The 14279-nt window shown below is 54.7% G+C and carries 11 protein-coding genes; 2 read left to right on the top strand and 9 right to left on the bottom strand.

Annotated elements, in window-relative coordinates:
• Window positions 1–89 precede the first annotated feature (89 nt).
• Both FD02_RS10640 and FD02_RS10635 read left to right on the top strand, forming a co-directional pair.
• A complete protein-coding gene (locus FD02_RS10640) occupies window positions 90–416 on the top strand; it encodes a hypothetical protein (RefSeq protein ID WP_056952254.1) in 327 nt (108 codons plus the stop codon).
• A 49-nt stretch (window positions 417–465) separates the two neighbouring features.
• Window positions 466–933 (top strand): ASCH domain-containing protein, encoded by a 468-nt coding sequence (locus FD02_RS10635; RefSeq protein ID WP_054722323.1) that lies wholly within the window; start codon window positions 466–468, stop codon window positions 931–933.
• Window positions 934–965: 32 nt separating this feature from the next.
• On the opposite strand, the gene FD02_RS10630 is transcribed toward FD02_RS10635, so the two are convergent.
• From FD02_RS10630 to FD02_RS10590, 9 genes are all read right to left on the bottom strand, one after another.
• Window positions 966–2465 carry a gluzincin family metallopeptidase gene (locus FD02_RS10630; RefSeq protein WP_056952251.1) on the bottom strand — a complete coding sequence of 500 codons (1500 nt, stop codon included), beginning with the start codon at window positions 2463–2465 and terminating at the stop codon, window positions 966–968.
• Window positions 2462–3922, bottom strand: coding sequence for a peptide MFS transporter (locus FD02_RS10625; protein WP_056952248.1), 1461 nt, complete (start codon window positions 3920–3922; stop codon window positions 2462–2464). Before FD02_RS10625 ends, FD02_RS10630 begins: the two co-directional genes overlap by 4 nt.
• A 141-nt stretch (window positions 3923–4063) precedes the next feature.
• Window positions 4064–5902 (bottom strand): translation elongation factor 4, encoded by a 1839-nt coding sequence (gene lepA / locus FD02_RS10620; protein ID WP_056952245.1) that lies wholly within the window; start codon window positions 5900–5902, stop codon window positions 4064–4066.
• 115 nt (window positions 5903–6017) lie between these two features.
• The gene (clpX, locus tag FD02_RS10615; protein ID WP_056952242.1) at window positions 6018–7271 is read right to left on the bottom strand and encodes an ATP-dependent Clp protease ATP-binding subunit ClpX; all 1254 of its coding nucleotides are present in this window, start codon (window positions 7269–7271) and stop codon (window positions 6018–6020) included.
• Window positions 7272–7492: 221 nt separating this feature from the next.
• Window positions 7493–8776, bottom strand: coding sequence for a trigger factor (gene tig, locus FD02_RS10610; RefSeq protein ID WP_056952240.1), 1284 nt, complete (start codon window positions 8774–8776; stop codon window positions 7493–7495).
• Window positions 8777–8880: 104 nt separating this feature from the next.
• The gene (locus FD02_RS11125; RefSeq protein ID WP_082603405.1) at window positions 8881–9570 is read right to left on the bottom strand and encodes a L,D-transpeptidase; all 690 of its coding nucleotides are present in this window, start codon (window positions 9568–9570) and stop codon (window positions 8881–8883) included.
• Window positions 9571–9691: 121 nt separating this feature from the next.
• Window positions 9692–10441: a tryptophan synthase subunit alpha gene (gene trpA / locus FD02_RS10600; protein WP_056952235.1), complete on the bottom strand. Its 750-nt coding sequence runs from the start codon at window positions 10439–10441 to the stop codon at window positions 9692–9694.
• On the bottom strand, window positions 10434–11624 hold the full coding sequence (gene trpB / locus FD02_RS10595; RefSeq protein WP_054722301.1) for a tryptophan synthase subunit beta: 1191 nt from the start codon (window positions 11622–11624) through the stop codon (window positions 10434–10436). The genes trpA and trpB overlap by 8 nt, the downstream gene beginning before the upstream one ends.
• A 479-nt stretch (window positions 11625–12103) precedes the next feature.
• A partial coding sequence (locus tag FD02_RS10590; RefSeq protein ID WP_235806716.1) for a mucin-binding protein occupies window positions 12104–14279 on the bottom strand: 2176 nt, incomplete at its 5' end.

Here is a 14279-nt window from a genome sequence, read left to right as displayed (position 1 = left end):
CCACTTTACCGCGGCGGTGGTATAATTAAGTTGTGAAAATTTTCAGCCCTACTCCAATCAGCGACTGAGCAGAATGGAGACGATTCATCATGGCAGCAGACGCCGCTACCCTAGAAAAGGCCGATGAGGCCCTAAACACCACTGGCTTCATCACAGAAAAGGAAATTCCTGAACTGGCGGACCGCGATTTTTCTCGCGAACTGAGCAATGCGCTCACCAAGGCGCGGGAGAAGAAAGGCGAAGAAGGCTACATCTACACCGAGCCCTTCGATTTTTCCGGCGGTAAGATTACCAACATTATCTGGGACATGGATAAGATTGGCACCCGCGAAGCAGCCAAGGAAACCTTAGCTGAAGATATGGACCTGGCGATGCCGACGGAAACCTTATCCGCCGTTGATCAAAAAACCTACTAAGCTGAAAATCGGTGGCAACACCGATTTTTTTGTCGAATCAGGAGAAATCATGGACCCCATCGAGACATTCTTTGCTCAGGCGCAAGCAGCACTCGCCTTGGACCCGAGCCTCACCTATGATAGCGCCGACGCCTTTGGTGATACCCCGGCCATGGCCGATGCTTTAGCCGCCTTGGTGCTGGCGGGCCAGAAAACGGCGACCACCAGCGCGTTTGCGTTGTATGCCAAAGATCAAGAACCGCTGCCGCAGCCCCGCGGCTTGAACATCGTCCTCGACGGGCACGAACAACCCGTGGCGCTGACTTACACCGAGGCGGTGACGATTCACCCCTTCACCGCCATCACACCGGAGATTGCTGCCAAGGAAGGCGAAGGCGATCGTAGCCTCGACTATTGGCGGCAAGTGCATACCGCCTTTTTCACCCGCGAATTTCAGGCCGTCGGGCTCACGTTTGACCCCGCCACCGCCTTAGTGGTGGTCGAAGAATTTCGGTTAGTTTTTCCCATTGCGCAATAAAAATCGGTTCGGCAACTGCCGAACCGATTTTTTTAACCATGCCGCTCTTTGAGATAATCAATCAAGTATTGCGGATTTAAATCCTCGCCGGTAGCGCGGCGCAACAATTCGCGCGGCGGAAAGAGCTGGCCAAATTGATGCACATGCTCGCGCAACCAAGCGTTGATGCGGGTCATGTCGCCGCCGGCCAACGCCGGAAACGCCTCGGGGTCGTCGCGCTTTAACGCGTGGTAGAATTGCGCCGCATACGCAATCCCCAACACGTAACTTTGGAAGTAGCCGATGTGCCCGGACCCCCAATGCACATCGGCCATGATGCCTTCTGCCGGGCTGGCCGGCGTCACCCCGAGGTGGTCGTGATACTTGGCATTCCAAATGCCCGGCAACTCTGCCACACTGGCCTGCCCGGAAAAATACGCGCGCTCAGTTTCGTAACGGACGGCAATGTGCATGACGTAAGACAATTCGTCCGCGTCTAGCCGGTTGGGCCCGATGTGCAGCGCCAATTTTGCTGCATAGAAATCGCTAAACGCAATCTGGCGATACTTTGGTAGCACCGCTTGCACTTCAGGATAAAACGCCTGCCACCATTCTTTCGACAAGCCGACGACGCGTTGATAAAACAGCGACTGCGATTCGTGCAAGGCCCCATCGATGCCACCCCACAAGCCAGCCTGTTTGACCAAGTCGTTGGCGCCATAGTTGTACCGGCTGTGCCCGCTTTCGTGCATCAAACAATCTACGGCAAATAACGCACCATGCGCCAGCGTCGTCGACGGCCGCGCATCGTCTGGCCCCACCGACACCGACACGGGATGTTCCTGCCGGTAGTTGACCGTTTTGGCCGGGTCCATTTGCATCATCGCCTGCGCCTTGTCGCACAAGATTTGCACCTGCGCCGGGGTGGCATCCACGGTTAGAATCTCATCGGCCGCTGCCGGGGCCATACCATGATTTTCGGCAATCAACTGGTGCACGGCAGGCTTGAGTTGGGCGAATAACGCGTCGAGCTCCGCCAATGAATACTCCGGATCAAACCGGTGCACCAGCGCTTCGTATACCGGCACCCCCGGTTCGGCAGCTTGCGCCCACTGCGTTTTCACATCGAATTGCTCTTGCACAAACGGCAGCCAGCGGGTTAAGTCTCCAGCCTCATGGACTTCCTGCCACAAGCGTTGGCCGGTGGCGTCCATATTTGCCGACGCCGTTTGCAGCGCCGCTGGCACGCGATTGGCCTCGTCTTGTTCGTGCTGCAGTAATCGGTAGGCGCCTTGCTCATACACGGTGCCGGTGCGGGCCAAGTCTGCTTTTTTCGCCGCTGCTAGCAATGTGGCAACAGCTGGAGCGGTCACCGCCTCGTGCCGTAACTGGGCCAAATACCCGTCGAGTTGATTATGGTAGTCAAACGACGCCGGCGGCATTTCGTGCCAGCGGTCGCAGTACACCACTTGCTCCAACGAATCCAGATAGCGTAGTCGCTTCACCTGATCGATAATTTGCTGGCCTAACGCCCCACTTGTCAATGCCGTCATGCTTTTGCCTCCGAAGGTTGAATTGCGTGTTCAATACGCCGATTCAACACCACCATTACGAGCCCATAAATCACGGTAATCCCGCCGATAATCAAGAAATACCGCACTTCATGCCCGGCCGTATAAAAATTTGCCGCCAATGTCGACAAGCCGGCCCCGACGGATTGCGAAAGTGAGTATACCGTCACCAGCTGGGTGGCGAAGGCGAGCGGCGCAATCGTCGTCGTGACCGAATAGCCAATCGGGCTGGTCAGCGCCTCGCCTAAAATGATTAAGGCGTAAAAACCAATCAACCACAACGGCGACACCTTCACTGTGCTTGGGAACAGGCTTAACGGAATCATCATGAACAACGGCCCAGCGCCCCACAGCATCGTCCCGAGCCCAAATTTTAACGTTGAATTCGGCTGGCGCGTGCCGAGCTTGGCCCACAGCAAGCTGGTGATGGCCCCGTAGACGATGGCCAAGATTGCCGGCACGGTTTGAAACGACGCCGGCGTCAGCGTCAGGCCGAATAGATTCAAATTTACCTGATCGGCGGCATACAGCGATAAGATACCCGTCGACTGATTCCACACCATCATGCAGACGCTGTTGGCCACCAGGAACGTGATAAAGACTTTGAGCTTGCGGACATCGGTGGCCGTCGTCTTGGGACTGTGCGCCATGTAGATGAGATACAAAAACGGCAAGAAGATGCTGACGGTGCCGATGACGTTGCTTAACCGGGTGGCGTTTAAGACACCAATGGCAAACAAGCCACCGAGTAGCAAGCCAACGCCGATCAGAGTGCCGGCACCAATCCGTAAGACCTGCTTGCGCCGGGCAGCGGGAATCGGGTCAGCCGGCGTCAACCCTACTCCGCCAAACGCTTTTTGACTCAACAGGAGATACGGGAGGATGGTGACCAACAAAACAACCGCAGACAACAAAAAGCCGATGTTGTAGCCGAATTGCAACGCAATGGTCCCGGTAATGATTGGCGCCGCCGCGCCAATATTATTCATGATGTACAACAGCGCAAACGCGGAATCGCGCTTGGTCGGCTCGTCGGCGTAAAGCGCACCGGTTAAAGCATTCAAGCTTTGCCCCATGATGCCGGCGGCGAATAGTTGCGCAATGATACTGATGACGACAATTGGCATGCCGCCGTGGGGAATCGCCAGTAACGCGATGGCGAGCCCCTTGGTGATCATCCCCAACCGATAGGCCAGCCGGGTGCCAATCAACCGATCGGCGACGTTGCTGCCGATGATGCCCGCAATAAAGCCCAGCGAGCTATATACCGACAAAATCTGCGCGGACAAAATCTTGTCGACGCCGAGCCCACCTTTGGCCACCGATTCGTACAGGTACAAAATTAAAATGGAACTGACCCCGTACCCAGCGAAGCCATTCCCTAACGCTGCACTAGATAGCGCTGTCATTAATGGTCGTTTTGCTCTTGGCGCTTGCATCGAATCCCCTCCTTTTTTGTTGAACCGACACTTAGCGTCATTATAGCGATGACGAAACGTAGAAAAGGTCGACGATATTGACTAGAGTGCCCCAATTCACAAAAAAAAATCGAGCCGCCTGCGCGACTCGATTTCGTCTAACTATTTACCTTTCGTGTCCTCATCGTTCATCTTCAGAATACTCATGAACGCTTCTTGCGGCACTTCGACGCTACCAACGGCCTTCATGCGCTTCTTCCCGGCTTTTTGCTTCTCCAGCAACTTGCGCTTGCGGGTGATATCCCCGCCATAACACTTGGCCAGCACGTTTTTGCGGTAGGCCTTCACGGTGCTGCGGGCGATGATTTTCGTCCCGATGGCGGCTTGAATCGGAATCTCGAATTGCTGCCGCGGAATGGTTTGCTTGAGCTGAGCGACGATGGCGCGCCCGCGGTCATAGGCGAAGTCCTGATGCACGATAGTACTCAAGGCATCGACGGGATCGCCGTTGAGCAGAATATCCATCTTGACCAGGTCACTAGCGCGGTAGCCGGTGATGTCGTAGTCCAGACTGGCGTACCCCTTCGTCGAGCTCTTCAAGTCATCGAAGAAGTCGTAAATGATTTCGGCTAGCGGCAGGTTGTAAATCACGTTGACGCGGTACTTATCGAGATACTCCATCGTGACAAACTCGCCGCGCTTGCGCTGGGCGATTTCCATCACCGGACCGACGTAATCGTTCGGCACCATGATGCTCGCCTTTACGTAAGGCTCACGAATTTCCTTGATTTCACTTGGCTCGGGCAACTCGGCGGGATTATCGACGGTGACGACCTCGCCATCGGTGCGTACCACCTGATAATCGACACTCGGCGCGGTCATGATTAAGTCGAGATTGAACTCGCGCTCTAGCCGCTCTTGCACCACGTCCATGTGCAGCAAGCCCAAGAACCCGCAGCGAAAACCAAACCCCAGCGCCGTCGACGTTTCTGGCACGAACTCCAATGCCGCATCGTTGAGCTGTAATTTCTCCAACGCCTCACGCAAGTCATTGAACTTAGCGTTGTCGACCGGAAACAAACCGGAATACACCATTGGCGTGATCTTGCGGAAGCCATCCAGCGCGGTGGCGGTCGGCCTGTCGGCTAGCGTCACGGTGTCGCCGACATGCGTGTCTTGAATCGTCTTGATGCTGGCGGTGAGGTAGCCCACGTCGCCGACCATCAGAAAATCGCGCTTGACGGCCTTGGGCGACATGACGCCGACCTCGGTGACCTCAAAGCGCTTGCCGTTACTCATCAGTTCAATCGTGTCGCCAACACGCACCTGGCCGTCGACGATGCGCACGGCTAAGACGACGCCGCGGTATGAATCGTACACCGAATCGAAAATCAACGCCTTCAGCGGCGCGTCCAGGTCACCGGTGGGCGCCGGCACGTCGCTGACGATGCGTTCGAGAATCTCGGGCACGCCGAGGCCGGTTTTGGCGCTGGCGAGAATCGCATTGGAGGCATCGAGGCCAATCATCTCCTCGATTTCTTCCTTGACGACATCAGGCTGGGCGCTCGGCAGGTCCACCTTGTTGATGATCGGCACGATTTCCAAATCATCGTCCAACGCCAAATAGACGTTGGCCAAGGTTTGGGCCTCGACACCTTGGGCCGCATCGACCAGTAGCAACGCACCTTCACACGCTGCCAACGACCGCGATACCTCGTAGGAAAAATCGACGTGTCCTGGCGTGTCGATCAAATGAAAGATGTAGGTTTCGCCGTTTTTGGCCTGATAATGAAGCTCCACCGCATTGAGCTTGATGGTAATGCCACGCTCACGTTCCAGTGCCATGTCGTCGAGGACTTGCGCCTGCATGTCACGCTTGGCAATCGTATCCGTGGCTTCCAAGATCCGATCGGCCAGGGTCGACTTGCCGTGATCAATATGTGCCACAATCGAAAAGTTTCGAATGTGTTGTTGCCGGTCCAGCATCGCTGCTTTATCCATAGTCCGCCCACTTTCTAATTCCTGTTCTCAATTATACCAAGCGCACCGCGGAATGTCATGGCGGCAACCACACGCAAAAAGGCCTCGCCCGCATGCGGGCAAGACCTTCGCCAGGTTATGACGCTTCTTGGCCATCTTCGAGAATGAGTTCCGGCTTGCCGGTACCTTCAACGGCCGCCTTGGTCACGACGGCCTTGACGACGTCCGGGCGGCTCGGCAAATCAAACATCATGTCTTGCATGACGGCTTCGATAATGGACCGCAAGCCCCGGGCCCCGGTGTCGCGGACGATTGCTTTATGGGCAATCGCGTGCAGCGCCGGTTTCGTAAATTCAAGCTGGGTGTGATCCAAGCTCAAGAGCTTCTGGTACTGTTTCACCAACGCATTCTTCGGTTCGGTGAGAATGCGGACCAAGTCTTCCTCAGTCAGTTTCTCCAAGGCGGCAATAATCGGAATCCGGCCGATGAACTCGGGAATGATTCCAAACTTCATCAGGTCTTCCGGCACGATTTGTTGCATGACCGACTTGGTCTCGTCGTAACCGGCCTCCGTGGCCGTGGCGCCGAAGCCGATGGTTTTTTCGCCCATTCGGTTCTTGACGATGGTTTCGATGCCATCAAAGGCCCCACCGACGATGAACAAGATGTTCGTCGTGTCGATTTGGATAAATTCCTGCTGCGGATGCTTGCGCCCGCCTTGAGGTGGGACGTTGGCAATTGTGCCTTCCAAGATCTTCAGTAACGCCTGCTGAACGCCTTCACCAGAAACGTCTCGGGTAATCGACACGTTTTCGGACTTCTTGGCGATCTTGTCGATTTCGTCGATGTAAATGATGCCCTTTTCGGCACGCTCAACGTCATAATCGGCGTTTTGCAGCAACTTCAAGAGAATATTCTCGACGTCCTCGCCGACGTATCCGGCTTCGGTCAACGTCGTGGCATCGGCGATGGCAAACGGCACGTTCAAAATCCGCGCGAGGCTTTGGGCCAGGAACGTTTTCCCGGAACCAGTCGGCCCAATCAACGCGATGTTGGATTTCTGTAGCTCCGTGTCACCCGGATCGGCGACGGCCATTTGGTTCACACGCTTGTAGTGGTTGTACACCGCCACCGCCAAGGCCCGCTTGGCGTCGTCTTGGCCAATCACGTAGTCGTTCAAAATCTTCAGAATTTCAACTGGTTTTGGCACTTCCAAGGCGGCGTTGAGCGCGTCATCCTTGAATTCTTCATCAATAATCTGCTTGCACAGGTCAATACATTCGTTACAAATATAGACACCAGGGCCTGCAACGATCTTCTTCACCTGATCTTGCGACTTCCCGCAAAACGAGCAAGTCACTGGACCAGACGTTTCCACGTTGTCAAACATTTCATTCAACCCTTTCTTCGTACTTCCATCATACCAGACCGCTAGCGGCCTGCAAACGGGCTTAACTCTAACATAGCCTGATTGGCCGGGCAAGCTCTACTCTTGGATTTAGTATACGACTCCTGTCAAGTGGCATCCGCAGAACTATCACCTGTGAAACTGGTGGTCCACCACGCCTCCGCGGCGAAAAAAAAGAAGCGCCGCAACGCTTCTCCATATCTTTATGCTTCTTTTGCAGAATCGGTGATGACCTTGACCGCGGCTTTAACGCCGATGTCATGCTTCAACATGTCTTCGGTCAGCGCCTTGCGCACCGCACTGGCCTCCATGTTGTACTGGCCAGCCAAGTCGTTGATCTCGGCGTCCACTTCTTCGTCGGTCGGCTGAATATTTTCAGCAGCCACGACGGCCTCCAACACGAGGTTGGTCTTGACGCGGTTTTCCGCATCCTTAGCGAATTGCTTCTTTAAGTCATCTTCGCTAGTGCCGGTCAACTGATAGTACATCTGCGGCGAGATACCTTGTTGCTGCATGTTGCCTAGGTACTGGTTGAGTTGGTTGTCGACTTCGGTATCGATCATCGCTTGCGGAATCGCGTCAATCGTCGCGTTGTCAACGGCCTTGCCAACAGCCTCTTCTTCAAGGGCGTCGTCGGCTTCTTGGTTCTTCTTTTCTTCGAGGTCCTTGCGCAACTTGGCCTTCAATTCGTCAAGGGTATCGACGTCTTCGTCAAGGTCCTTGGCAAAATCGTCATCGAGTTCAGGCAATTCCTTGCTCTTGACTTCGTGAATAGTCGTCGCAAATTCGGCTTCCTTGCCGGCGAGGTCTTTGGCTTGGTAATCTTCTGGGAAGGTTACCTTGACCGTCACGTCTTCGTCAGCCTTGTGGCCAATCAGTTGGTCTTCAAAACCAGGGATAAAGGAGTTAGAACCCAGCTCCAACGAGTAGTTCTTGGCGGAGCCGCCATCGAATTCCTTGCCGTCAACCGTGCCGACGTAATCGATGACGACGGTGTCACCCTTTTCAGCGGCGCCGTCTTCTTTCAAGACCAATTCGGCTTGACCTTCACGCTTCTTTTCCAGTTCGGCTGCAACATCGTCGTCAGAGACGGTGCGGTCTTGCTTCTTGACCGTCAAGTCCTTGTAGTCGCCCAGCTTAACTTCTGGCTTGACCGTGACCTTGGCTTCGATGGTCCACGCTTCGTTGGGCTCCATGCTCTTCACCTCGACATGCGGCTGGTCAACAGGCTCGATGCCCGCTTCCTTGACCGCTGCTTCGTACGCGTCAGGTAACACGATGTTCAAAGCGTCTTCATACAAGGCCGCCTCGCCGTACATGCGGTTAAAGACCGTCCGCGAAACGTGCCCCTTCCGAAAGCCTGGTACGTTCAGATTCTTCTTGACGCGATCGAACGCTTTGTCCAAGCCTTCCTTAATTTTATCTGGTGCGATGTCAAAGGTTAAGGCACCTTCGTTGGTGTCGGTTTTTTCCCATTTTGCAGCCATGCTGTACCTCCGGTTTGATAGTTTACATACCTGGTATATGATACTAAACCCCGTGGCGTTTGTAAATCAACCACGGGGAAAACTTGCGGATTAGGCGCGGCCCATCAATAAATATGGACTGCCGTGCCGGTTTTGACGTGTCCCATCAGCCATTTGGCATCGGGAATCGTCAAGCGCACGCAGCCGTGTGAGCCAGGCGCCTTGCCAAGCTTGGCCGCTTCGCTGGCAATGTAGTGCCCCTTAGCGTCGGTGGGCACGGTGTGGAACAGATACGTGCCATGCTGATGAAAACTCGTGTAATAATGCGCGCCGAGGCGTTCGTTGGGGTTGTAAAAATAATCCCCGCGCTCTGCTTCAATTTTGTAGTGTCCCTTAGGCGTCGAGTTATCCGTCCCGGTCGAGGCAAACATCGTATACAATAGCCGACTGCCGTCGTAGAGATACACGCGTTGCGCCGCGATGCTCACCTCAATGCGCAGCTTTGGATGCGCTGTGATGCTTGGGTAAGCCTTGGTTTCGGATGGCGCGTGCCAATCAACCGTCGGCACCGGTGTCGCCTTTAGCTTGGCGGCCGTTGCTGCCAATGTCTGCGCGGTTTGGGCGCGCGCACCGGTGGCCGCGATTCCAGCGACCGCTTGCGTCGTGGCGGTGTGGCGGGCCACCATCGCTGTCTCGCTTAACCCAGAAGTGGCGGCGGGCCGAACAATATCGCCCACAGTAAAGGCCGCAATGACCATTAAAATCACTGCAGGAATGAAAATATCCGCATGATGATCACGTGCGTGTCGGGCCATGCCACACCACCTCCTTCCCGATTAGTTTACCACAGGCTTCTCGGCCATCGTCGCCTGTCAACGAACACTAATCTTTTCGTAATATGAAAAAAGCTTGGCCGCAGCCAAGCTCTAGTTTTTCCTATTTGATTGTCGTTACCGCTGACACTAGCCGCTTGGTGTAATCCGCCACGGTCTTGGCATCGGCGTGATCGGCGATCAACTGCACGAAGGCGGCGTTCAGTTGCACACCGTCCGCCACTTTAGCGATTGCCTCCACCGCTTGCGGCTGCGTGACCTCGGCGTTGACGACGATCGGCAAGTCACTGGCAGCGCGAATGGCCGCAATTTCTTGACTCAAAACAGGTTCCGGCGGGGCTGGGAACACGGTAAGAAAACCCGTGGCAGGAGCGACGACGGCTTTGATGCGTTCTGGGTCGGCGGGCCCGACGATAGTGATCAAGTCGATGCCCTCATCGGCTAAGGCCGCGCGAAAGTCTGCGGCTTCCTCATGCGGCAAATCCGGGACTACCACCCCGGCGACGCCGAAGCTCGCGGCTTTTTTCGCAAAGGCGGCATAACCATAAACAAACGGCACGTTGGTGTAGGTCACCAGCACCAGCGGCACTTGTGTCTGCAGGCGGATACGCGCGATAATGTCGAACACCTTGGCGACGGTGATTCCACCGGCAAAGGCACGCTGATTGCCTGCCTTGACCACCGGACCATCGGCAACCGGATCGGAAAACGGCACGCCGAGTTCGACAATGGCTGCACCGGCCTCTGCCTCCGCAACGACGCTGGCCACCGTGGTGTCGGCATCCGGATCGCCCGCAATGATGAACGGTATGACACCAGTTTGATGCTTGAAGATTGCGCTGAAGTTAGTCATCGATATCTACCCCCCGGTACTTTGCGATTGATGCGACATCCTTATCCCCACGACCTGATACCGTGCAGATGATGGTTTGATCCGGCCGCATCTGTTTGGCAAGCTTTCGCGTATAGGCGATGGCGTGTGAACTTTCAATGGCTGCGATGATGCCTTCTTGCTTGGCAATATATTCGAAGGCACTCACCGCTTCTTCATCAGTGATGCCGACGTAGGTGGCGCGGCCACTGGCTTGCAGTGCAGCGTGCTCGGGCCCGATGCCAGGATAGTCGAGACCGGCGGAAATCGAGTAAACCTTCGCAATTTGTCCGTCTTGGTCCTGGAGAAACTTGGACTTCATGCCGTGGAAAATCCCGGTTGAACCTTTGCTCAGAGTCGCTGCGTGATGCATCGTGTTCAGCCCCTCACCAGCGGCTTCGGCCCCATACAACTTAACCGTTGGGTCGTTGAGGTACGCGGCAAAACTGCCAATGGCGTTCGAACCACCACCACAGCAGGCCACGATGGCATCCGGCAGCTTACCCGTGGCCGCCAGCATTTGCTCCCGCGACTCTGTGGAAATCACGCTTTGAAAATCGTGCACCATAGCCGGATACGGCGCCGGCCCAACGGCGGAGCCAATCAGGTAAAACGTATCCTGCGCATTGACCGCCCAATCCGCCAGTGCGGCATTCACGGCATCCTTCAGCAGGCCTTGGCCATCGGTGACCGGAATCACCTCCGCGCCAAGTAGCTGCATCCGAAACACGTTTAACTTTTGCCGCTCCGTGTCTTCCTTCCCCATATATACAGCGCACTTCATGCCGAAATACGCCGCAATCGTCGCCGTGGCGACACCATGTTGACCGGCACCAGTCTCGGCAATCAGCCGGGTCTTACCCAGTCGCCGCGCCAACAGTGCCTGACCGATGACGTTGTTGATTTTGTGGGCGCCAGTGTGGTTCAAATCCTCACGCTTAAGATAAATCTGTGCCCCGCCGATGTCCTTTGTCATGTTCTCGGCAAAATACAGCAACGATGGCCGGCCAGCATACTCGTTGAGTAACCGGTGAAACTCAGCCTGAAATGCGGGATCCGTTTTTGCTTCTTGAAACACATTGTTTAACCGGATCAATTCTGGCATTAACGCCTCTGGAACGAATTGACCACCAAATTCACCGAATCGATTATCAACTTCTTGCATCTTCGTTCTCCTTTGCTTGTCTCAAGTGACGGCCAATCACGGCTTCACCATCGTTTGCCTGGATGTAATGCCATCGTGCTACCTCCCATGTACACAAAAATCCGCCCAAAACCAGATTGGTTAAGGACGGATTTTCCGCGGTGCCACCTTAATTGGATGCCAAAAACAACAACATCCCACTTAGCAAGGGGCTAACACCCCTCCGACAACTGACGTATGCCTCACGTACCAACTGACTTGCAAACGCTTTTGGTTGGTCCCTCGGTGGTCCATTTAACGATTTGCGTTCGACGACACTCTCAGCAACGGTCGCTCTCTGTGCGTGCACAATCGTCTTGATCTCCACCTCAACGGTTTGGACGAATTGTTTGATTGCTTATGATAATAGTCGCGTTGCCATGAGTTTGCAAGCGTAAATTCATATTTTTCTCACTAATTACAAAAGTGCCTGCACAGCAGGTGTGCAGGCACTTCATCAACTACTGGTGGCGCCGCTTCCGGTAACCGCCAATTCCGAATAACAATGTCATCAAGACTGCACCAATTGCCGCCACTTCTCCAGATTGGTTCTCACCTGTCTGAGGTAATGTCTGCTGTTGCGCATTGGTCCCGCCAGTCGATGGCAACTGATGCCGCGTTGAACGGTTGGTCGGTTGCGCGTGGTAAACGACCGTAACCGTTTGATTAGCGGCTTTACCAGCAAAACTCATCGCGCCAACGCCTTGTGTATCTGGCAACAGACCATGCATGCCGGGAGTCGCAACTGCCTCATAAGTATTGGCGCCTGTCGCTTGCCATGGCGTGTAGGTGACGACCGGATGATTTGGATCGGTGAAGTCGACGATGGCGGTGCGGGTGTAGTGAATGGTCTCCACCACATCTTGCGCCACAGGCCGACCGTTTTCATCAACGAAGTGAATGACACGTGTCGAAGTCGACTGTAAATCTTCCGGGGTTAACCCTGCAGGATAATGCGGGCTCTCCGGATTTTGCGGATCAAGTGTATCCATCGGCGTCTTCGTGTTGGTCAAATCTATCGTTTGTTTGGTCGGGTAGTATTGCACCGTCAAATTCAGTGAGAATGGACCAGCTACGGTCATCGGTGCCACTGCGGCCTGCTCAGGCGTTTGGCCGGAGACAGCAGGACTCTGGGCATCGGTGAAGGTCGCACCCGCCTCAGCAGGCGTCCATGCACCGTAAGTGACGGTTGGCTCTTCTTCACCCTGCTCGTCTTTAGTCGTGTAATCAACCGTGGCCGTCCTTGTAAAGAGCAGCTTGGCCACCGCATCAGGCGCAACCTGGTGCCCTGAAGCATCCACATAGTGAACTGTCTCGTATGCATATTGGTTTAATGCATCCTCACTCAAGCCAGCTGGATAATGTGGGCTACTTGGGTCGCTCGGGTCAATGACATCGGTTGGATTCTTGGGTCCTGTCGTTTGGCCAGTCGGATCTCCGCCGACGGGTTCCTTCGGGAGCACCGTGATGTGATCCGGATAGTAATAGACTGTCAGCAACACATCCGAGGCGTCTGCGTCTTCAACGGCCGCGACCACGGTTTGATCAGGTGTCTTCCCAGCTATGGTTGGCACTGCGGCAGCGGCAAAGACTGCTGAGCCGATCACTGGCTGCCATGCACTATACGTGACGTCACCAGTGCTCAGATTGATCGCAGCGGTGCGCGTAAACTTGATTGACGCCATCTTGGCATCGGCAATGTCTGTGTTATTTTCACCGTCCTTAAAGTACACAGCTTCTAGTGCCGTTTTAAATAGTGCGTTGTCGTCAACGCCCTTTGGATAGGTCGGGCCAGTTGGATTGTTAGGGTCAATCGGATCCGTTGGTGCTTTCGGTCCTGTGACGCCACTGGTCGGTACCTCATCTTTTGGCGCTGTTGGGTTAATCGTGATAGTGTTTTGGAAATAGCGCAATTGCACCACCTGTTCAGCCTGCGTATCACGATCAAAATGCGTTGTCGTTTGTGAGCCATCAGTAACCAAGGTATAACCCGCAATCGTTTTGGTCAGTGGCGAATAGTCAATTGTTCCATCACTGACACCGATTAATGTTTGCGCTGGGTGGCCGGTGATTTCGGCACCTGACGCGTCAATGAATTGGACTTGCACTGTTTGTGGTAAGGCAGTGTAAGTGACATTAACAGGCTGGTTCTTCTTAGTTGGAATCAACGTATAGTTATTCTGATCAGGGTTGAACTTAAGCGTCGCACCTTGCGCAGTCGGGGTATAGCCCTCGACGGCTGGCACTGTACCAATCGCCACGGTTGGATCTCCTGGATCCGTCGTATAAGTCTGTGCCTCTCCAGGGTTGTCACTGCCCGCAGGCGTGATCGTGTAACTGCCATTCGTGCTGTAAGTCAGGGTGACCACTTGGGCCTTTGATTCATCTGCATCATACGTCAGGTTTTCAGGCTTGGTCGACTCATCATCGGTCAGCACATAACCAGCAATAACTTTGTTGATCACCGCGCCCTTAATGTCCTTGCTGTAGTCGATTTCGGCCCCAGTGACCCCGTCGATTTCTTGAGGATCGTGAAGCTGCTGGTTATCTGGCCCAACGAACTCAACCATGACCTTCTGACCGCTATCCGCAGTATAGGTCACCGTTGCTGGCTGGGTTGGATCATTTGGTACCAAA

It is taken from the genome of Lacticaseibacillus nasuensis JCM 17158 (assembly GCF_001434705.1).
GTDB classification, from domain to species: domain Bacteria; phylum Bacillota; class Bacilli; order Lactobacillales; family Lactobacillaceae; genus Lacticaseibacillus; species Lacticaseibacillus nasuensis.
This window is presented reverse-complemented; position numbering and strand designations above follow the sequence as displayed.